At 44.3% G+C, this 23079-nt stretch carries 15 protein-coding genes and 3 tRNA genes; all 18 read right to left on the bottom strand.

The window, feature by feature from the left end; all coding sequences use genetic code 11:
• Positions 1-14: 14 nt before the first annotated feature.
• The 18 genes from BXO88_RS09770 to BXO88_RS09685 all read right to left on the bottom strand — a co-directional run bounded on the left by BXO88_RS09770 (position 15) and on the right by BXO88_RS09685 (position 23037).
• Positions 15-2024, bottom strand: a complete 2010-nt coding sequence (locus tag BXO88_RS09770) for a right-handed parallel beta-helix repeat-containing protein (RefSeq protein WP_078037550.1) — start codon at positions 2022-2024, stop codon at positions 15-17.
• A gap of 28 nt (positions 2025-2052) precedes the next feature.
• Positions 2053-2853, bottom strand: a complete 801-nt coding sequence (locus BXO88_RS09765; protein WP_078037549.1) for a helix-turn-helix domain-containing protein — start codon at positions 2851-2853, stop codon at positions 2053-2055.
• A 9-nt stretch (positions 2854-2862) separates the two neighbouring features.
• A complete protein-coding gene (locus BXO88_RS09760) occupies positions 2863-3792 on the bottom strand; it encodes a carbohydrate ABC transporter permease (protein WP_242945190.1) in 930 nt (309 codons plus the stop codon).
• Between the two features lie 4 nt (positions 3793-3796).
• Positions 3797-4666 carry a carbohydrate ABC transporter permease gene (locus BXO88_RS09755; RefSeq protein ID WP_078037548.1) on the bottom strand — a complete coding sequence of 290 codons (870 nt, stop codon included), beginning with the start codon at positions 4664-4666 and terminating at the stop codon, positions 3797-3799.
• A gap of 58 nt (positions 4667-4724) precedes the next feature.
• The gene (locus BXO88_RS09750; RefSeq protein ID WP_078037547.1) at positions 4725-6077 is read right to left on the bottom strand and encodes an ABC transporter substrate-binding protein; all 1353 of its coding nucleotides are present in this window, start codon (positions 6075-6077) and stop codon (positions 4725-4727) included.
• A 58-nt stretch (positions 6078-6135) separates the two neighbouring features.
• Positions 6136-8115, bottom strand: a complete 1980-nt coding sequence (locus tag BXO88_RS09745; protein WP_078037546.1) for an alpha-glucuronidase — start codon at positions 8113-8115, stop codon at positions 6136-6138.
• Between the two features lie 300 nt (positions 8116-8415).
• Positions 8416-10335: a sialate O-acetylesterase gene (locus BXO88_RS09740; protein ID WP_078037545.1), complete on the bottom strand. Its 1920-nt coding sequence runs from the start codon at positions 10333-10335 to the stop codon at positions 8416-8418.
• Positions 10336-10576: 241 nt separating this feature from the next.
• Positions 10577-12265, bottom strand: coding sequence for an alpha,alpha-phosphotrehalase (treC, locus tag BXO88_RS09735; RefSeq protein WP_078037544.1), 1689 nt, complete (start codon positions 12263-12265; stop codon positions 10577-10579).
• On the bottom strand, positions 12266-14113 hold the full coding sequence (treP, locus tag BXO88_RS09730) for a PTS system trehalose-specific EIIBC component (RefSeq protein ID WP_078037543.1): 1848 nt from the start codon (positions 14111-14113) through the stop codon (positions 12266-12268).
• Positions 14114-14268: 155 nt separating this feature from the next.
• Positions 14269-14994 (bottom strand): UTRA domain-containing protein, encoded by a 726-nt coding sequence (locus tag BXO88_RS09725; protein ID WP_078037542.1) that lies wholly within the window; start codon positions 14992-14994, stop codon positions 14269-14271.
• 288 nt (positions 14995-15282) lie between these two features.
• Entirely contained in the window at positions 15283-16395 is a 1113-nt protein-coding gene (locus tag BXO88_RS09720) for a KamA family radical SAM protein (protein ID WP_078037541.1), read from the bottom strand.
• Positions 16396-16623: 228 nt separating this feature from the next.
• Complete coding sequence (locus tag BXO88_RS09715) at positions 16624-17544, bottom strand: hypothetical protein (RefSeq protein WP_078037540.1); 921 nt, start codon at positions 17542-17544, stop codon at positions 16624-16626.
• 511 nt (positions 17545-18055) lie between these two features.
• Positions 18056-18127, bottom strand: a tRNA-Gly gene (locus tag BXO88_RS09710).
• A gap of 105 nt (positions 18128-18232) precedes the next feature.
• Positions 18233-18305: transfer RNA gene (locus tag BXO88_RS09705), tRNA-Phe, on the bottom strand.
• 5 nt (positions 18306-18310) lie between these two features.
• Positions 18311-18381 (bottom strand) — tRNA-Gly (locus BXO88_RS09700).
• Positions 18382-18477: 96 nt separating this feature from the next.
• Positions 18478-20220, bottom strand: coding sequence for an ABC transporter ATP-binding protein (locus BXO88_RS09695; RefSeq protein ID WP_078037539.1), 1743 nt, complete (start codon positions 20218-20220; stop codon positions 18478-18480).
• An 82-nt stretch (positions 20221-20302) separates the two neighbouring features.
• The gene (locus BXO88_RS09690) at positions 20303-22078 is read right to left on the bottom strand and encodes an ABC transporter ATP-binding protein (protein WP_078037538.1); all 1776 of its coding nucleotides are present in this window, start codon (positions 22076-22078) and stop codon (positions 20303-20305) included.
• 203 nt (positions 22079-22281) lie between these two features.
• Positions 22282-23037: an SDR family NAD(P)-dependent oxidoreductase gene (locus BXO88_RS09685; protein WP_078037537.1), complete on the bottom strand. Its 756-nt coding sequence runs from the start codon at positions 23035-23037 to the stop codon at positions 22282-22284.
• Positions 23038-23079: the final 42 nt, after the last annotated feature.

The raw sequence follows: 23079 nt of genomic DNA, 5'->3' as shown, positions 1-23079 counted from the left end.
TCTAAACTATCCAACTATTCTCTGAAAAGAGGCTTCTTTATCTGATCACCTGTAGAAAAAGGGCCGGCAATCGGACACACTTCCCTATGGTCCTCAAAATAATCCTCATTAAAAATGATCTCACTGCCATCAGGATTTTCAAAACACATCTCCGGTTCAAAGGCACGACCTAATACCGCTGTTGAAATAGTCTGTTCTCTCTTATCCGGAAGTATGTCATAAAGATTTGTTTCAAGAACAGGTGACTCATCATCCCCGGTCAAAGACAGCTTCACTATGTTGCCCTCATCAACATAGGCATCTGTCTCCATGTCACCGCTCCTTGCTCCGTTAAAATAAAGATTACCTGCTGCATCCACAGGGAAGTGTTCGTAATACTTGTCCTTTGCACCCTCATCTGAAAACTTCCATGGGCCGAAATTCTTCAGATATTCTTCTGTTGTAGGATATCCGTCATAAACCGACAGTCCGCACACAAAATTGTATTCCTTCTCTTCCTTTATTTCCTCGGCATAGTCCTTATAATCCTTCGAAATCTCCTGCTGAACGAAAATATTATTGTAAAATCTCATGTCCCCATGATTGAAGGTCATAAAACCGGCCACATCTGTCTTATGAGGTACATGATACGGTGTATAACGTGGTGTCGGAAGATATGCCCCTCCGTTCTCTACTCCTGCATCAACATAGGTGATGGCTCCTCCGATCAGATTATGCACACATGCTATTCCCTGAGCGCTGATACGCATGGAGAGGGGTGAAAGGAAAAGATTGTCATCCAAAAGAGTAGGTCCATGAGATACCTCCACCCAGATGTCCTCTCCAAGCCCCAGAAGACTTGTGATCTTTATTCCCTTTGGAGGTGTATTGTCATGGAACAGGCTCTTTGTGACACGGGTTCCCTGTGCCTGCCAGTCAAGCCACATGCCTCTTGTGCAGTGGTGAATATGATTTCTGCGGAAAATCACATCTATCGCAGCGTGCATCTTGATACCACCTATCTCCGCACCCGCCAGATCCTGTTTATTGTTTATGTTATGTATATGATTGTCTTCAATTACAGAAAAAGCTCCCCCAAGGTGTCCTACTATACCTGTCTGTCCGCAGTGATGTATATGACAGCGACGGATGATATGAGAGCCAATGCTTTCCTTGGACCATCCTTCATTAATCGCCTGCATCACACAGTCTCTCTGGGTCTGGGTTCCGTCCTTTAATCCGAAACGGGTCCACTTATTGTCATTTTCAGGCTGCAGATACTTTCCGAGACTGATACCGGAGCACCGTGAATCACTTAACTCACAGTCTTCTATGATCCAGCCCTTTGACCAGTGGGGGCCCACCATTCCGTCCTGATAAGCGGTAGGAGGCGCCCAGGTTGTGGCAGCCTGTTTAACAGTAAATCCGGATAAGGTTATGTATCCTACTCCTTCCTTTGATGGATAGAAACAGTTCCTTCGAACATTGAACTCCATATCATGTTCTCTTGGGTCATCCCCCATATTGACATAGATAAGAGTGTCAGAACCTTCCTGCTCGGTGTACCATTTACGTATCGAAACTTCCTTCGGTTCCCATGACATGGGGGCAGGTTCAGGATTCAGAACCTCCTCCTTCTTCATAACCTCATATAGCTGTATACCATCTGCATACACTTCACCTGTATGTACAGGAAGCTCGGCAAAGTACCAGTCTCCTTTTACAAGTACAGTATATGGATTGTAATTTCCGAAAAGACCGTTCCCCACACGGGTCATATAGGTATTGCCCTCATACTGTTGCCATCCTGTCAGTTTTTCGGCACCGGTTATCACTGCTCCGCCCTTTACCTCGGAACGGTAGGTTATACGGGCTTCAGCCGTACCCCCATTGGCAGGATCCACATATTCACGGTATATTCCCGGCGCCACCATAACTTCATCCCCGGGCTTCGCCACCTTTGCCGCTTCGGAAATTGTCTTAAAAGGGTGCTCTTTAGTGCCATCACCACTACGAAATGCTTTCTGTGTTACATAGTATGTCATTATATTTTCACCTCCATGGTGCTGCTTCTTAACTCACTTCCGTCCAGCCCGGAATAAGAAGGGAAGGATTGACCCCAACCGCTTTTTTAAACACCTTACTAAAGTAGTAAATATCAGAGAATCCGCATTCTGCCGCAACCTGGGAAACATTGTATTCCCCGCTGTAAAGCATATTCCTGGCCATTTCCAGACGGATCTCCATAAGCTTCTGGTTGAAGCTGACTCCGGTGATCTTCTTGAACAAATTCCCGTAGTAATTCGGATGAAGGCCATAGTAATCAGCTGCTCCCGTTATACTCAGGGGATCCTTATAGTGCTTTCTCATATACTTGATGGTCTCGGTTATCCGGGGATCTGCCTGTTCACTGAACTTCTTTTCATAAACAGACATCACCTCCGCCACATACAGACACGCCAGTCCTCTGGCTTTTAGCTGATATCCGGGTTCTCTGCCTGTCCATACCTCTTCAAGCTCATGAAGTATCTCAAGGATCTTAGGCTGCTGCCGTATATTCGTGATGGTATCCAGCGGCAATCGCACATCCTGTCCATCATTGTCTTTGAACATAAGATTTACTGCATAGCACTCCATCAGATCATCCGCCACGCACTCTGCCTGACGTCGTGACCCTTTGGGGATATAAATGATATCTCCCGCATGAGCTATATAGGTTTTGTCATTTATATGATAGACCGCCTCACCTTTGACCACATAAGTAAAATCAGTAAAGGGGATGGTCATGGGAATGATGCACCATTCCGGAGTGCATTTCCTGTGAATGAAATAATGCACCTCCGGAACGAGATTGCTGTAATTATAAACATTCATATTATTCTGTTATCCCTTAACACCGGAAGCGGCTATACCTTCAGTGAAATATTTCTGTGCAACAAAGTATAGAATGATAGCCGGAAGAAGTGCGATGAAAGACATTGCCAGAATCTGGTTCCAGGCTACCACACCGCTTGAGGTATCAACAGACATTTTAAGAGCCAGTGATACAGGATACTTCACAAGACTGGTGATGTAGATAAGCGGTCCCAAAAAATCATTAAAGCTCCAGATAAACTGGAAAATAAAGCAGCTTATGATAGTCGGCTTAAGTATCGGCAGAATGATGAAGACTAGACGCTGAAATGAATTACATCCGTCAAGAGTTGCCGCTTCATCAAGATAAGTAGGTGTAGATCTCAGGAACTGAATGATCATGAACACAAAGAAGGGTTCATTGGCAAATACCGAAGTGGCTATCAGCGGAACATAGGTATCCAGAAGTCCGAACTTTTTCCACATGAGATACAAAGGAATGCGGATTACCACCTGCGGCAGGAACAATGTAGACATAAAAAGGGCAAAAAGAACTTTTTTAAATGGAAAATCAAATCTTGCAAACCCGTATGCCACCAGTGTGCTGGAAGCGATGGTGAAAAATATCTTCGGTATGACATACATAAATGTGTTGAGATAATACTGTCCGAAATTGTACTGTGTCCTTGTATGCCAGCCGTCTGCGTAAGCCTTGAAGTCAATATGGGATGGAATGAAATTTATGGATGTAAAGATCTCGCTGTTATCCTTAAATGTGCCTCCGATAAGCCATAATATGGGATAGATCATTATGAATGCTCCAACCGTAAGGATGATGTAGCGGATGACTTTACTGATCTCTGCACTCCGCTGTCTGCGAAGCTCTCTGGATATGGTTTTATTATTTACTGCACTCATATTATCAGCCCTCATCTGAATGATATTGTTATCTGCATTCATATCATTAACCCTCATCTGAATAGAATACCCATTTATTCTGCGTACCAAACAGAATCAGGGTAATAAACACTATTATGCCGAACAGTACCCAGCTGGCGGCACTCGCATATCCCATACGATAATACTTAAAGGCATTGTCATAGATAAACATTGAAGTCATATAGGTGGCATTAAGGGGACCGTTTCCCGTTACCAGATATGGTCCATTAAACTCCTGAAAAGCATTGTTAAGCTGCATGACCAGATTAAAGAAAATCGTAGGTGTGATAAGCGGCATAGTGATGGTGAAAAACTGCCTGAACTTTTTCGCGCCGTCAACATCTGCAGCCTCATAAAGCTCTTTAGGTACATTTTTCAGTGCCGCAAGGAATATAAGCATTGACGATCCAAACTGCCAGATTTTTAAAAGGATGACGATGGTCATGGCCCCCACCGGACGCGAAAACCAGCTGACGGGAGCTATTCCGATTGATCCGAGAATGTAGTTCACAACGCCGTTTTGCTGGAACATAAATCTCCAAAGAACGGCAACTGCCACGTTGCCCCCCAGAATGGAAGGAATATAATAAGCCGTTCTGTAAAAACGGATACCTTTCAATTCAAAATTCAAAATGAACGCAACCAGCAAAGAGAAGGCAAGCTGAAGCGGTACAGTCAACAGGGTATACAGAAATGTGTTGTTTAATGACTTTATAAAATCCTTTTCCGAGAAAAGTGTAAGATAATTCTTTATCCCCACAAAATGAGCTGATCCGATAAGATTGTAATCGGTAAAACTGGTTACCAGGGCATTTAAAAACGGATAGGCCGTCAGAAAGATGAATCCGATGAGCCATGGAAGGATGTATAAAAGGCCGACTTTGCTCTTTTTCATAGATATTCTCCTGAGATACAGCTGCCGGACTTATATCCGGCAGCGTGTTTATAATTCATTACTGGTTCTGAGCCTTCAGTGTCTCAAGAGCCGATGCATTGGCTTCAAATATTGCCTTTCCGCAATCCTCTGCAGAAATCTGACCGTACTCAAACTGCTCATAATTATCCTGATAAGCCTTGTTGAAATCAGCAGCCTCAAAGAATGCGACCTCGTTTATGACCTCAGCCTTTCCGGTGAAATCATAGGCATCTTTCACTATATCCTTGATCTGACCATCCTCTTCCAGAATCTTCTGGGCAGCCTTGGAAGCAACCATGCCTCTCTTTGTTCCCATGAGCTTTACGCCCTCAGGATCGTTTAAAATGTACTGAAGGAATTCTGCCGCTTCCTTAGGGTTCTTGCAGTTTTTATCTATAGCCAAAAGAAGTGAAGGCTTAGCCATTGTGCCCTTGAACTTTGCACCATCGATAGTAGGAAGCTCAGCTATAACCAGTGTGTCGCCTTTTTCCTTCAGTGTTGCCTCGTTGGATGCAACACCTCCGGTCCACTCCATAACTCCGAGATATCCTGCATTAAGGAACTTCTCATTCTGGGCAACGGATACAGGATCATTTCCGACATTTTCAACATAGTCCTCTCTTGAACAGAAAACATGCTTATCTGCCATATCCTTGTACCACTTTACAGCATCTGTGTAATCATCAGCAGTCCAGTTCATGGTGTAATCGTCATTGAACTCCCCCTTGCCTGTCTTCTGCTGAAGATAATATGTTGCCGCAAAACGGATGGTCGGACTTACCAGAAGATAATTGTCCGGATCCTTTGCAGTAACTATGGCTGCATCCTTCTCATAGTCCTCAAATGTCTTTGGAAGCTCTGTAATGCCGTATCTTTCGAAAGCAGACTTGTTAAGATATACACCCATGGTATTCTGTCCGTAAGGAATCGCTTCCTGAACGCCCTTCATCATGCCTGTCTTAAGGAAGTTTTCGTCGTATTGTGAGAAATCAAATGTATCTTTGATTGTGCTTAAATCAAGGAAGCCGTCCCCCTTTGATCCAAAGGTAGCCAGCCAGTCAAAGTTCAGAGTCATAACCTCTGCATTTGTTCCGCCTACATAGCGGGTTGCAAATGTCTCCTGCAGATTATCGAAGCCTGATGGCTCACCGCTTACTGTAATTCCCGAAGTATTTGTGGAATTGAAGCTGTCGATAGCCTTCTGTGTAGCCTGATGGCGGTCATCATTGCCCCACCATGAAAAACGAAGCTGCACACCATCTCCTGAAGCTGCTGCCTGCTGAGTGCCGCCATTTCCCGATGTTCCCGGAACCTCATTGGTTGTGCTGCATCCTGCCAACAGAGATACTGCAGTTGCTGCTGCCACTAATCCTGCCATTTTTCTTTTCATTGCTTTTTCCTCCATAGATTTTATCTATATAAATTCTTTAATGTTCATAACTAAAGGCTTATTCATATATCTTTCTGTTATGTTCATCTACCACACCGGATTTTCTGTAAAAATAAGTGTTAATGGTATCTCTCCACTCTATAGCCGACGCAAGCTGACGTTCGGCACGGTCCAGTATATTTTTATGATCCTCTTCTGAGATCTTACCCTTCAGACTGCGGATAAATGACAGATACTTTTCTACAGTCTCGACTCCTTCAAAATGAGAATCATATATATGCTGTATAACGGTTTTTCCTGAATGAAGAACATGACTGTATGGCACATGATGCATAAAAAGAAGAAGCTCATCCGGACAGGAATCCGGATCCTCATATTCCTTAAACCGTCCGTCCGAGTAACGTCTCGTATAACCCGTTCCCAAGGAAAGGCTTCGCTCACGTCCTATTCCGTTCCTGTCAGCATAGTGATACGTTCCCCATCGGTCATACTCATATCCATCAACATCAACCCCGTAATGGATTCCCGGCTTGCACATGAAGCCTACACCTAAGGGACAGGTATAGTTTTCGTAAGTCTCACGGGATGTCATGAGCATCTTCACCATCTCATTTTCATCCTCATCCAAAAGAGAAAAACTAAGGCTCACCCAGAGTCTCGCAATCTCTTCAGATGATAATGAATTATCCCAGCACATGAGCCCATATCCGAAAAGATTTGCCTGGGCCATTTTATTGCCGGTCCAGTTTTCATCCATTCCAACATTAACAACTGCTGCTATACCACTGTTTTTCTTTACGGGAGAACACTCTCTTACTATGTCTTTCACCAGTGAGATGCCTTCGTACCGGGTGTCAAAATCCATGACCTCCTTCCACATCGGGAGAAGGTAACACTGGTCGATCTGATGTCCCGTATATTCCTGAGTGATCTCAAATTCAAGGATCTGGTTTGTTTTATGAAGTACACCGAACAGGGGTGAAACAGGTTCACGTATCTGAAAGTCGATGGGACCGTTTTTGATCTGAAGTATGACATTATCTTCAAATTCACCATCCAGTGAACTGAACAGATCATATGCGGCATTTGCACGATCGAGGCTCCTGTCCTTCCATGACTGACGGCAGTTATATACGAAGCAGCGCCATATGACGATTCCGTTATGAGGTGCCATGGCTCTGGCCAGCATATTGGCACCGTCCGCATGGGTTCTGTTATAAGTAAAAGGTCCGGGTTCTCCCTCTGAATCTGCCTTTACCAGAAAACCTCCGAACCGGGGAATCTCTTCATATATGGAATCAACTATTCCCTTCCACCATTTTTCAACTTCCGGGTCGCAGGGATCTGCGGTTGTCAGCTTTCCAACTATCACAGGAGCCGCAAAATTTATGGACAGAAACAGGCGTATGCCATATGCAGAAAAAATATCTGCTATTTTTCTGATATCTTGAAGCGCCGGCTTCTCAATAAAGAAAGCCTCCAAACGATGTACATTTACATTGTTTATGGAAACCGCATTGATTCCGACCGAGCAAAGAAGTCTCGCGTATTGGGTCAAAAGGTCGAAATCGCTGCGGAATTCATTGTTATTATAAAAAATAGAAGCTCCGGCATATCCTCTTTCGATGGAGCCATCAAAATTATCCCAATGATTCAGCATACGGATACTCTGGTCAGGAACAGATCTGTACGGAAAACTCACCTTCCTTTTTCCTGCCAGAATCTCATACAGAAAAAACAAGCCATGCAGGTAACCTATTTCTTCAGAAGCAGAGATCTTTACCATATCTTCATTTGTATCCGAAATGATAAAACCTTCCTTTAGATCATCTTCTGTTTTTACAAATCTAAGTTCTGCGTTATAGTCTACGGTTTCTTCGGCATTTGGAAATAATCTCGATATTTCCGAACAGATTGCACGGTGTATCATATTTGATTCGTCACCGAAAAAATTCTCTATGGAAAATGTCGTAAATCTGTCAGAAATCCTTTTATTTAGCCAGCAATAATCTCTTTTTGTAGTAAATATCGTTTCCATTTTTCACAAAACCTCTTTGGAATGTCTGAACATTTCGTTTATTTTTACTATAATATACTCACTGAATCTCTTATGATAAATGGAAAAAACCAATGTTAATTTGTAAAATTCAAAGATTATTTTCAACCTGTTTTTATCCATTAAAAAAACTTTGATTTGTCCAAATTAATATGTCGAAAATACGCAAAAAAACAGAGACTGTCGCTTTAGAAAATATTTAGCCATCTCAAAATAGCCGTTTTCAACCTGCTATTTTGAGATGGCACTTGCGACAGTCCCTGCTATGGTACTGATATATATTTATTTAAGTACAAAAGGGCTCATGGGGAACCCGGCAGAATTATATACCAGTCCTCCCTGATTTGTGTCCTTGTAAAGATATCTTATTTCTTTTATATCCGACTTATGAAGTGCTGTATCAAGAATTATGGAATGATCTTTTACATAAGCCTCAACAGCTGTCTCTATGTCTTTTCTGTCCACTACGGAAAAGTCAAGAAGCTCATCTCCCTTGTCCATGGATGAGACCCCAAGCCCCTCTGCATGGGTCAGTATGATTTCTATCCTGCTTCCGGATTCGGTTTCTGTTATGACATACCTCTCCGGAAACGGTCCTGTATACTCTTCCTTTGAACCATAAACCATGTGAAGTGCCTGAGCTGCAAGACGTTCACCTATCCTCTTCTTTCCATGGGGATGAAGATCATTATCCTCCCCGAGATCCATGCTGACTATCATTCCGGTATACTCTTCTTCAGCCGCCATTCTCTGACATTCACGAAGTGCAGGCCACTTCCCCTGAAGCTCCTTCAGATCCTCAGTAAAATTCGGAAGCTGTACAAAAAGATAAGGCAGCTTATCATCCTTCCATAGCCTTCTGTAGCCCTTTATCTGCCTTTTAGTCAGATCCAGATAGTCCCATTTAAGCGGAGCATTTTCTTCTCCCTGATACCAGACTACTCCTTCTACGGGAACTTTAGTACAGGGTGCACACATGGCATTAAATAAACCTGTCGCCTTCCAGTTTACAAAATCAGTTTCCGGTATACTATTACTCTCTGCTCCGATCTTGTATTTCCATTCCCCTCTCAGATCTATAACGCCCTGATCATTAAACAGGAAATAGCCCTTTCCGGGTGTCCATCTGCCCTTACCGTTTTCCACTATCAGTCTGACCACCAGAGTGTTTTTTCCGGCATGAAGAACCGCTTCCGGTACCAGATATTTTCTCGGAGGATACTGGTATCCCGTCTCTCCGATTTTCCGGCCATTCAGGTACACAGTATCGGAATCCACCATGGTTCCCAGCCATAAATGAGCAGGCTGCCCGGCCATCTCCATCGGCACCGTGAATTTCTTTTGAAACCAGACACTACCGGTAAAGCCTTTAAGCTCTGAATCTTCAAAGACAACCGGAAGGTTTATGATTTTTTCGGAGCCATCGGCAAAACCCTCGCTCCAATGGTTCTTCACTCCCTGATCCAACGCATCAAGACTGTCATGCCACTCTTTTGACTCTGTCTCATTCTTCCTTATCTGTCCTTCCAGATACTCATCGTGTCTATAAAGCTCCGCTTCTGTAAGAAGCTCATCATAGCCTTCAAGCATTTCACGGGAAAGCCAGCCATGGATTCTGGAGCCGCCTAAAGAGGCATGAATGATTCCCACTGTCAGACCTGTTTTCTCACGAAGCTTTCTTGCAAAAAAATAGGCAGCTGCCGAAAATGACATAATGTTGTTTGGCTCCGCTTTTTTCCATTCGCCGCTTTCCGGTTCTTCCAAAGGCCCGTGATAGTTTACTGCGGGTGCTATCTTGAAACAGCGTATGCCGTCATCCGTACAGTCTGACAGAACACCAGGATAGCTGTCCTTCACACGCTCCATCATGAGATCCATGTTAGACTGTCCGGAACAGTACCAGACTGCTCCTACCATGATATCCTTTACAACCAGGCTGTTACATCTATCATCGGATACCCTAAGTTCGTATGGGCCTCCTGCTTCATGAACAGGAAGCATAATTTCAAAGCCCCCTGCTTTCCCGACTTCCGTGGATCCTGTCACATGGTCAAAAACTACTGTGACCTTAGATCCGGGAATCCCATAGCCCCTTATAGAAATCGGCTTTTTATGCTCCAGAACCGCACCATCGTCTAAAAAACGGGTCAGTTTCAAAGGTGATAACTCACCTTTATTTAATTCACATGATTCTAATTCCATAATGCTACCCTGCCTTTATGGAGCCTCACTTTTTAAAATCAGCATCACAAAGGACCGATGCTATATGCCGGATTTCACAAGAAACCCGGCACATGCTCCAAATTATTTTTTACATCATGGAAAGTATTGTACCACTCCTGAAATCACTTTCCAGTAGATTTCTGAAGCGCTTCCTGCTTTTACAGTTTATCCCCCGGGAACCGAAAAAGAAAAATGACGTCCCTGAATCAAACTTCAGGCTTTAATCCGAAAGAGCAACAAGCTCATATGGGCATAATATTATATTCTTTTCACTAAGTATACTATCAGCAACGTCCCCTTCCGAAACATTTTCCTTCCGGGCATTATAATTACATAGAATAAGTTTAAGTCCCTTTATTTCCTCTGCCTGTGTTTCTGAAAGGTTCACCGCAACCTCTTCCTCAGACATATTTCCGTACACAAGTATTTTCCTGTTTCCGAGGGACCTTTTATAGCATATAACCTGTTCCGGAACCTCCGTATCAAAAAAGATATCTCCTTCTGATATAATGGGCATTTCCTTACGCATGGATATAAGTTTCTTATAAAAATTAAGAATGGAATCCTCATCCCTGAGTTCCGCCTCCACCGTCACTTCATCGCTGCACTTCGGTACTTTTATCCAGGGCCTTCCCGCAGTAAATCCAAAGTTTTCACTTTTATCCCACTGCATGGGAGTGCGTCCGTTATCTCTGGATCTTTCGTCTATGACCTTCAACGCCTCCTCAGATGACATCCCTCTTAGTTTCAGGATCTCATAATAGTTAAGGCTCTCCACATCCCGGTAGTCATCGATGCTTCCATAGTGAGCATTGAGCATCCCTATCTCTTCTCCCTGATATACATAAGGCGTGCCCCGCATGAGGTGAAGTATTCCCGCAAAAAGCTTTCCCGACTGTTTCCAGTATTTCTTCTCATCCCCGAAGCGGGAGATGGTCCTCGGCTGATCGTGGTTCGTCCAAAACACAGCATTCCATCCTCCCCCCGCAGTCATTCCCTCCTGCCAGGTCTTAAGCAAATTTTTAAGCTCCATCATGTCTACGGGCTTCAGAGCCCACTTATCTCCGTTTTTGTAATCGACCTTCAGATGATGGAAGCTGAAGGCCATGGAGAGCTCCTCTTCCTTCGGATTCGAATATCTGATGCAGTTATCTATGGTTGTGGAGGACATCTCTCCAACGGTTATCATGTCCTTGATCCCGGTATCGCGAACCAGTTCCTTCAGGTACTCATGCACATGCGGCCCGTCAGTGTAAAAGCGTCTGCCGTCTCCTTCTGTATCATCCTCCAGAGTATCCGGCTTCGAGATCAGATTTATAACGTCGAACCTGAAGCCGTTCACCCCCTTTTCCTTCCAGAATCTGATGATATCCTTCAGCTCTTCCCGAACCTTTTTGTTATTCCAGTTAAGGTCTGCCTGGGTCACATCAAAAAGGTGCAGATACCATTTTCCCAAAGATTCCACATATTCCCATGCGCTTCCTCCGAACTTGGATTCCCAGTTGGTAGGAGGCGCATCCGGTGTTCCCTCAACGAAGATATAGTAGTCCTGATATTCCTTATCACCGGAGAGGGCGCGCTTGAACCATTCATGTTCTGTGGAAGTATGGTTGAACACCATGTCCAGCATGATGCCTATACCCTTTTCATGTGCTGTCCTTGAAAGCTCTTCAAAATCAGACATGGTTCCAAAGCGCTCATCAACCTTACGGTAATCCGCTATATCATAGCCATTATCCCTCTGAGGCGAAACAAAAAACGGAGTTATCCATATATAGTCTATTCCCAACTCTTTAAGGTAATCCAAACGGGCTGTGATTCCCCTGAGATCCCCTATTCCGTCTCCATCCGTATCATAAAAGGATCTCGGATATATCTGATAAACTACTTTGTCTCCGAATGATGACATTTAATTTCCTCCAACTACTACTGCAATAACCGTATCCTTCTTGCCTGCCGCAGCAATGGCCTTCCTGCTGAATGAAAGCAGCGGCTCTCCGGCCTTGACTATCTGATCCTTCTTAACGAGATATCTGAATCCTGTTCCGTTCATTTCAACCGTATCGATACCCACATGGATAAGTACATCCCGTCCGTCATCCATAGTCATGCCAATGGCATGCTTGCTGTCGTCCATGGTCACTGTGACTTTACCGTTTCCCGGTGCATAAACTGTCTCTCCTGTAGGTCTGATTCCGATTCCGTCTCCCATGAGCTTCTGTGAAAATACATCATCCTCCACATTCTCTATCGGGATAACAGTACCCTCAGCCACCCTCGCAAGATCAAAATCTCCGGTGCTTTCCTGTGACAATGTCTCTGCCGCCACTCCCTCTTCACCGTAAAGCTCCGAAGCCGTAAGTTTTTTCTTTCCTACCACTACTGTAAGACAGAAAGGTACTGCTATGGCAACCAGCATCGCCAGTGCAAATATGCCCATGTATCTTGTCTGGATGGAAAGGATTCCAGGGATTCCGCCGACACCGATGGAATTAGCCATTACTCCACTTCCTACAGATATCACTGCTGCTATACAGGAGCCTATCATAGCACTGAAAAACGGGAATCCGTACTTCAGGTTAACACCGAACATTGCAGGCTCTGTAACACCAAGGTAGCAGGAGATACATGCAGGTATGGAAACTTCCTGAGTCTTTGTATTTTTCTTCTGAAGATAGATCATTCCGAGAACTGCCGAACCCTGGGCGATGTTTGATAGTGCGATCATCGGCCAGAGTATGGTGCCTCCGAAATCAGCCACAAGCTGTGTGTCGATAGCATTGGTCATATGATGAAGTCCGGTGATAACAAGCGGTGCATAAAAAAATCCGAAAACTCCTGCAAACAGCCAGTTAACCGTACTTGTAAGTCCTGCGTGAACTCCTGCAGAGATCCATGAACCTATCTTCCAGCCTATAGGTCCGAGAATGAAATGAGATGCCATAACAGCAAGAAGTAATGAGAAGAAAGGCACCACTATCATGGAGATGACCTTTGGACAGATCTTGTTGAAGAACTTCTCAAGGAATACGAGGCAGAAGCCGGCAAGAATAGCCGGGATAACCTGTGCCTGATATCCTATCATATTTACCTGTGCAAATCCGAAATCCCACTTGGGAATCGCATCTGCCGCAGCTCCCGCAACACCGTAGGCATTAAGCAGCTGCCCTGAAACAAGGGTACATCCGAGAATTATACCAAGTATCTGCGTGGTTCCCATTTTCTTGGTTATGGACCAGCAGATACCAACCGGAAGCATATGGAATATGGCTTCACCTATGAGCCATAGAAAACTGTGCACTCCTGCCCAGAACACTGATTGTGAAACTATGGTTCCGTTACCAAAATCAATTTCACCTATTACGTTTCTGAAGCCTAAGATGAGACCTCCGACTACCAGTGCAGGAATGATAGGTGCAAATATCTCTGCAATTGATGCCATGATCTGCTGAAGAAGATTCTGATTCTGCTTAGCCTGCTTTTTTACCTGTTCCTTACTTACTCCTTCGATACCTGAAACAGCAGTGAAATCGTTGTAGAATTCCTGAACCTCCTGTCCGATGATGACCTGAAACTGTCCTGCCTGTGTGAATGTTCCTTTCACGCCCTTGATCTTTTCGATCCCCGGAACATCCGCCTTTGAAGGATCATTTAATACAAATCGCATTCTGGTTACGCAGTGAGACACAGCCGCTATATTGCTTTTTCCGCCCACCAGCTTCAGTAGCTGCTCACTTTCTTCTGTGAATTTTCCCATGATTTTCTCCTTTTAAAAACATAACTCGTTACAGCTGTTTAAACAGCTCCTGCATTATTTATACTACACCTGTTTAAACAGGTCAATGCTTTTTGAGAAATAAAAATATCTTTTATAATATAAAAATCCGGGGATACCCCGGATTTTTCAAATAGCTATGTTGTTTTTCGTACGGCAGTATCCATAAAGCAGAAATACTCAGGTACATGCCTTGACTGAGTGTATTCGAACATCAGTCCCATGCCGTTAAAGGTCTGGCTGGTCACTACCGCAAGACAATTGTAATCCCCGAGACTCAGACACTTTTCATCAACCTGTGTCGCCCGCTCTACCGTCATCCTTCTTTTACTCATGGCGATATCCATATGGAGCTCGTTTTCTATGTAATCATAAACAGATCTTCCGGCGATTTCCTCGGTGATCCCGGGAACTAAGGACCGGTCAAACATATTGATATCCAGAATGCATGGCTTACCATCAAGCTTTCGGAGACGCTGTATGTAATACAGTTCCGTACCCTCAGGAAATCCTGTTCTTTTAGCCACTCTATTATCTGCGGTTATTTCCGCGAACATCACAACCTCCGTAGTTGCATTGAGCCTGTTCCTAAGTGCCGTTTCCTGAAATGTCTCGATGCCGCCTATAACGAAACTTGCTTTTCCAACCGGCTGATAGATAACCCTGACGCCAACTCCGTTGATCGCCTGTATATACCCAAGATCCCCCAACTGTTTCAGTGCTCTTCGAACTGTATTTCTGGAACAGTCGTATGTAACGACCAGTGAACTCTCCGGCGGGAGTATGCTCTGATACGGATACTCCTCCGATTCTATCCTGCCTTTTAAATCTTTGTATATACTTTCGTACTTTGCCTTAGCCATTATCTTACTTCCAAAACCTCATCCTATTAAAACCGCTCACACCCTCAGGAGTCCTTTCTATGGGCAACCGGCAGGAAATAACTACCCGCCGGAAGCTGACCGGTTTCCAATATATTTTAGCACACCTTCCCCCATCTCCGTAATGATTCATTTGCATAGGTTTCCGAACGCGGCCAGGGAAAAAGCGTTCGAAAATCCGGCAGAGCCGGATGATTATTTGGCTTAAGCCCCAAAAACAACATGTACGGATATAGAATTTCCGGGGAAATTCTATATCCTATAGGTTTCCTATTTCCGGCTGGAAAGTTCATCATCAAGCCATGTCACTTCATCATCTATTTCAACACTGAAGATCCTTGACCTGTCCTCCGGATACTTGTTCTGGTGGAATTTAAAAAGCATTTTTCCCTCCTCAGCTTCACCCAGTATCTCTATTTTCCCAAGAGGATGGCTCATGGCATATCTCACACTTTTTCCGATGCCGTTCTGAAGAGCCTTTGCCTCATCCACTATCTTTACTCCCTTTCTCAAAGGAACCTGAAAATGTCCCTTTACGCCGGTAACCGGACGGCACTGGAAGATATAATAGGGCACCACTTCCATCCTGGTCAGTCCCCGAAGCAGTTCTCCCAAAACCTCCGGGTCATCATTGACACCGTGAAGCAGTACAGTCTGATTTCTCACCTGTATGCCCCGGCTCTGAAGCGCCTTAACAGCACGAATGGATTCCTTCGTGATTTCCCGTGGATGATTAAACTGGGTGATGACGTACAGAGGTTTGACCACGGCATACTGAGACAATAGTTCAAGAAGCTCTTCATCCTCATATATCCTCTGAGGAAAGGTCACGGGCACTCTGGATCCGAATCTGATAAAATCAAGATTTTCATTGGCAGAAAATTCCTTCAGATAGCGCTCAATGATTACATTAGGATTCATCAGGGCATCTCCGCCGGTGATGAGTACATTTGTGATTTCCGGATGAGCTTTAACATATTCTGCCGCTTCATCCACCTTCTTGTTAAGCTCGGCATCCGATAGTCCCACAAGACGCTTACGAAAACAATGTCTGCAATACATGGCACAGACATTGGTGGACAGGATCAATGCCGTCTGCCTGTACTTATGCTGCACTCCCTCCCACTTGGTATTTTCACTTTCTCCGCTGGTGTCGAAGCTTCCCTCCTGCAAAAGTTCTTCTTCTGACGGAATACACATCTTTGCAATAGGATCTTCCGGATCATTTATGTCGATCAGCGAAAAATAGTAGGGTGTGATCATCATAGGATACTGCGAAATGATTCGCCTGTATTTGTCCCTTTCCGTGTCAGGAAGCTTAAGTGCATCGCACAGTTGTTCTGCTGTTGTGATAAAGTTCTTGAATTCTTTCTGCCATTCCATCTCATACCCCTTCCTTATAAAATTCTTAACCACGGTCAGCGAATTAAAACTTCAGCATAGCTGTAAAAGCTATATTAAAAACTTCAACTCTTTATATAAAAATAATATCTGATATGGGCTCATATGGTCAATGAAATAAAGTCCATGTCCTATTACAAAAACCTGCAAACAAATAAAAAAAGCCATTTCCCGGATTTTGATCCAAGAAATGACTTTCCCTCATTATTTTTATCCCAGAATCAATCTTACCAATCTGAGATGATGAATGATGACTATCCCTACATCCATGAAAATATGCGCTATCAGAGTTGATACAAGCACACCGTTTGACTTCCAGAGAAACCCGCTGTTAAAACCATACCAGATGGTGAAGCCTGAATATGCAATCATCAAAAACAATATCGGCAGATTTTTCCAGATGCTGATGATATCTCCTCTGAAATTCTCCCATGTTACATCAAAATAAAACAGTCTTCCGATAACCATCATTACAAAATATATGATGATGCTTCCGTAATTCGGACTTTGGTAGATAAAGCAAATATACACAAGTATCAGAATGACATATATGGAGCTCAGAAGCCTTATGCCGGCTCGTTGTTTTGCATCTATATATCTCAGTCTCACAAGCAGACGGTCAAAAATTCGATTAAGTATCATGGAAACCACAAGAAATAACACCAGTATCCAATCCTTGTAGGTATCCCATATTATATGTACTTCCCTTAGATTGATACGATCATTGATGATGTAGTACAGACTTAGCAACAGCAGCATAGCAGTACTTGCAAAAGCCATCTCATAAAAAGATTCTATAAATGCAAAGGGCCGTATGTCAATTTGACGCCGCAATAAATGCTGACGTCTTCTTGAACGGCTTCTGTAGTATCGTGACCGCCGGCCATCCATCCTTAGGTCATCATCCTCAGAGTAAGCCTCATTCCCATATCCACTTTCCGAATCATAAATATCCATTTCCGATTCGTCTATATACTCTCCCTCAGAGTTCTTACTGTCCAGTTCTTTTCTGATCCTTGCAATAATAAGAATCACGCCCATAACAACCAGAAGGGCTGCAAAGCATATCAAAAAGTAGGGGACAGCTTTCTCCATATCAAAATAGTGTTCTGCGTATTCCTGAAATTCCATAAATCTCTCTTTTCATAATACTGTATTCCAATTTCAACTTTTTTACATGTGATTATACCTCTTCTCTTGTAAAAGACTAACATATATTTAAGTATAGCTTTACAAGCAGCTAGATCTATTAAACTTTTCGTTAATAAACCATGCCGCCTACTTCTCGGGATTGGTTTTGGAATCTTTAAAGATTATTTGTAAGAAAATGCTTGAGATTTGAATTAATCCAAACAGATTTGCTCAAAAGAAAGGAGCTGAAAAAATTTTAGTTCAGTACTGAAACAAAGAAACACTATAAAATCTACTGTCTACAAGCTGGGCACATTGATAACGTGAACATAAAGAAAAGGAACCCTTGAAAAATCAAGGATTCCTTCTTGAAAAATCGAGCGCGAGACGGGGGCGCTATGTGCCCTTTGGCACATGCTTAGCGCCTACCGAGCCGGAGGCGAGACGAACCCCTGGGTTCGATCCCTGTCGAACGCGAAAACTCCCAGAGGAAATCCTCTGGGAGTTGAGAAGCGCGAGACGGGGATCGAACCCGCGATCTTCGCCTTGGCAAGGCGACGTAGTACCACTCTACTACTCGCGCATTATTAATGCTCGTTCAACTTTCATTTCTGTGAAGAACGAAAACATTATACAAAAGATAATGAAAAGCAGTGTGAATGTTATCGCTGAATTTCAGTATCTTGAATGCCCAGAACCGGAATCGAACCAGTGACACGAGGATTTTCAGTCCTCTGCTCTACCAACTGAGCTATCTGGGCAACGCAGCGGGTGATGGGAATCGAACCCACATGTTCAGCTTGGAAGGCTGACATTCTACCATTGAACTACACCCGCAAAGGCTTTTTGCGAACCGCTTATCGGTGACGCGAGTGTTATAATACACAACTGAAAAGCCTTTGTCAACAAAAAATATTATTTTTTTGAAATTTCTCATATACTCCACGCCGCACCCTGAGTCTGAAGCGCCAGCATATGCCCGAAGATGCTGTTCCTGTCATCTTTGAGCTTTACAGGATCTCCTTCTTCTGCCACATGACCGTCCTTCAGAACGACCACCTTGTCAGCCTTCTCCACGGTTCTCATTCTGTGGGCGATGACAAGCACGGTCCTGTTTCTCAAAAGCCGTGACAGGGCGCCCTGAACCTTGGTCTCATTCTCAACATCAAGCGAAGCTGTTGCTTCATCCAGAAGCACGATAGGCGCATTCTTGAGAAGTGCTCTCGCTATAGATATTCGCTGCCTCTCTCCGCCTGACAGCTTCGCTCCGTTTTCTCCTATCCTTGTGTCATATCCCTTTGGAAGCTTCTGCACAAACTCGTCACAGTTTGCAGCCCGTGCTGCATTCATGACCTCCTCATCCGTCGCTCCATGCTTTCCGAGACGAATGTTTTCCATGACAGTATCGTCAAAAAGCATTACATCCTGAAATACAAAGGAATAGTCTGACAGCAATGTTTCCGGCTCTACTGAAGCGATATCCACTCCGCCCATCTTTATGCTTCCTTTGTCGATATCCCATAGCCTTGCAGCAAGTCTCGCGCAGGTGCTCTTTCCTGAACCGGAAGGTCCCACAAGTGCTGTTACTTCCCCTTCCCTGGCTGTGAAGCTTACACCATCGAGAACCTTTTCATCATCATAGGCAAAGGAGACATTTTCAAAGGTGATATCATGTCCGGAAGGATTAAGTACCTGAGCTCCGGTTGCTCTTTCAGTATCATAGATCTCCATGAGTCTTCCGGCGGAAACCTCAGACATAAATACCTCGGCGATAAGGGCAAGACTCTGATCGAACGGAGCGTATATCCTCGTGATGACAAGGAGGAACATAAACATTACCATGAAAGGCACCTGTCCGGTCAGGATAAGCTTCGCTCCAGTGAGGATAGTAGTGGCAACACCGAGACGCATGATGACACTTGCAGCGTTCACAAAAATCCCCGTTGCCAGTTCCCCCTTCAGCATCGTGCTTTCGTGCTCGTCTATCCGCCTGTTGAGCTCCGAAAGATACTTTTCTTCCTGATTCACCGCATGTATCTCACGTATATTTTCCAGTGTCTCCTGAATGCCATCCGACACCCTGATGGCGGCCTTCTTCGTCATCTCGGCATTTTCTTTAGCCATTTTTCTGCTTCCGAAAAGAAGTCCGAAGGCCACCGGCACGCCCCATAGACAGGCTATCCCCAGCTTCCAGTTATACATAAAAAGGATCACCGCAACGATAGCCGTGGAAATATAGGTTCCGTACAGATATCCCATAACATGTGACCAAACGTGCTCCATGCGGTTCACGTCTCCCATGATGGTCTCAGTGAGATCCGCAAGATCCCTTTTCCCGAAAAAGCTGAGGGGAAGCTGCCTTAAGCGCTCTGCAATTCCTATACGCATATCCCTGACTTCCCCGTAGACAAGCCCATAAGTCGAGGCATACTGCTCAACATGAGTAACCATGGACAGCACGAGAAATGCCAATGTCATCACTATATACTCCGTCCAATTCGGCAGGGCTTTACCCTCCGTAAGAGTCCCCATATAATCATTCATAAGAAGATACAGTATTCCCATTCCTCCCATGACAACAAGGTTTACTATCACCGTCCAGAACACGCCCTTTTTAGTATTTGAAACGCCCTTATCCGAAAGGGCATATTTACGTTTGAAACTTTCACCAAACATGATTATAAGCCTCCTTCTGTATTTGTACTTTTATGAACATCCGGCTACACATCTGCCGATTTTTCTGTATGTATCCTTCCGCCTATATCTTCCACTGAACGGCCTCATTGTAGTCCTTCCACATCTTTTCATATAATCCGCCATTCTTTTTTAATGCCTCGTGAGTTCCCTCTTCCACTATCCTTCCATCTGATAACACCAGTATCTTGTCAGCCCCCACAACAGTTGACAGTCTGTGGGCTATCATGATGACCGTTTTTCCCTCTGTAAGTCGCTTTAATGCTCTCTGTATAAGCACCTCATTTTCAGGATCTGCAAATGCTGTCGCCTCGTCAAGCACTATGACAGGAGCATCCTTCAGTATGGCCCTTGCAAGAGCAACTCTCTGCTGCTCACCTCCGGAAAGATAAGTTCCCTCCGTCCCTATGACAGTGTCGATCCCCTTTGGAAGCTTATCGATGATATCCATGCACTGTGCTGCTTCCAGAGCCTCCATGACCTCTCTTCTTGTGGCATCGGGCTTCGCCGCTCTCACATTCTCCAGTATGGAAGTCTTAAAAAGTCTGTTATTCTGAAATACAAAGGCGATCCTGTCCATGAGAACATCCGGGGATATATTTTTGACATTAACGCCACCTATAAGCACCTCTCCTTCCGTCACATCCCAGAATCTCGGGATAAGGCTGGCAGCCGTAGTCTTTCCGCCGCCGGAAGGTCCCACCAGAGCCACGGTCTCTCCTGACCTTATCGTAAATGACAGATCAGAAAGAGCCGGAACCTCACTTCCTTCATACGTGAATGATACATTTCTAAACTCAACATCATTTCCTTCCGGCATCCCGGATACTGCCGGCTGAGAAAGAACCGGTGCATTCATGACAGTCTCTATTCTTTTCATGGCTGTATCCGCAAGCATTGTTCCATTGGCAGCAAACATTATCCTAGCAAGAGCAGTTGAAATGATGGCAGAAAATACCGCATAGAATGCAAAGTCAGCAACGAAGGATGCGAATGTTCCTCCCGCCAGAGCTTTCGGTGCGATAAAGAGCGCCACCGGTACCATAAACGCAAAAGCGCCCTCAGTAGCTGTCAGGTTAATGGATTGTGGTATCTTACAGATCTTGTCCTGCACACATTCTGCCTTTTCGCTGTATTCCTCAATTGCATCTCTGAAGTTTTTGAAGGAATACACTGTCTGCTGGAACACCTTTACCACAGGCATTCCCCTCACATACTCTGTGCCGGCCTTGCTCATGTTGTCCTGAGCCGCCTGATATTCCGCTATGAATCTTGCGTTTTTCCCTCCCATCATATATAAAAGCGCCAGTATTGATACCACTGCAGCCATAAGACACGCAGCCCCCATACGCCAGTCAAATACAAACATCAGAACTATAGTGGATATAAACATCGCCACTGTTCCTACTATGTCTGCAAGGTTATGTGCCAGTAATGTCTCCGTTTCCGCTGCTGCACCATCCAGTCGGTTACGCAGCATGCCGGAAGCATTATCATCAAAAAAGCCGAGTGGCACTTTCATCAGGTGTGCCATACCCTGCTTTCTGATGTTGGAGGCTGTTCTAAAGGCTGCGATATGGGTGCACATCAGAGCCGCAAAATAAATCAGGATTCCGGATACCGCCGAGCAGAAGGCTATCCATCCGTAGCCGGAAATGTTGCTCGCCTCCGAGTACCTCGGTGCCACTGAAATCAGATCTCTCATTAAAAGCCATACACAGATATACGGCACCATACCCATGACCATGGCAACAGCAGACAGGAACAGTCCCAAGAAAGTAAGCTTTCTGTACCCGCCTGTGTACTCAAGTAACTTAGACAATGACGATTGCTTTTTCACTTTAGTTCCCCTTTCTTTTGGAAACGATGGTTTCCAAAATTAAAACTAAATTAAATCTACCGCGACCATTATATACCCATGGGTTAGTTGTGGCTAACTATTTAGTATTTATTTCTTCAATATTTTTATAAATTAAACAATCATCACTGCCTGATAAAAAAAGCCCGCGGCAAAACCGCGGGCAAAATACTATAGCGATATATTTACTGCAGAACAAATCCACCATTCGGTGAAATTACCTGTCCTGTAAGATACGGCGCCTTAAGAATATACTCAAGAGCACCTGCGATATCGGAAACATCACCGATGTATCCCTCAGGAATAGTTGCGGCAAGAGCATTGAGCTCATCCTGATTAACTCCTCTCAGCATATCTGTCATGATCATGCCAGGTGCAATGGCATTGGATCTTACACCTCTTCCTGCGAACTCAAGGGCAAGGGCTCTGGTGAGACCGATGACACCTGACTTGGCTGCACAGTAATCAGCCTGATTGATAACACCTGTAAGACCACCAACAGAAGAAATGTTCACGATCTGGCACTGATGCTCCTTATCTGAATGGTTGACCATATGAGGAAGAACCAAATGAGTCATATGAAGAAGGCTCATAAGGTTTGTTGCGATGACCTTCTCATACTGTTCATGTTTAATGTCGATCCAGTTGCAGTTATTGGTGATACCTGCATTGTTTACGAGGACGTCGATGTTGTCACCGAACTTATCAAGGGCTGCCTTTACAAGAGCTTCACAGTCCTCATATTTGCTGACGTCTGCTCTTACAACAAGTCCTTCAACACCGTAATCCTTCTTTAACTGCTCTGCGATTTCCTCTGCCTTGGCCTTGGATGAATCACTCACATAGTTAATGACTACATTATAACCAAGCTCTCCGAGCTTAAGAGACATAGCCTTTCCGAGACCTCTTGATCCACCTGTGATGATCGCTGTTTTAGCCATAAATAATTACCTCCTTAAAAATTCTTTTATTTATAAGCTTTT

The sequence above is a fragment of the Oribacterium sp. C9 genome (assembly GCF_002007235.1).
In the GTDB taxonomy this organism is placed as follows: Bacteria; Bacillota; Clostridia; order Lachnospirales; family Lachnospiraceae; genus Oribacterium.
Note: the sequence above shows the minus strand (reverse complement) of the source record. Positions and strands in the feature narration are given on the sequence as shown.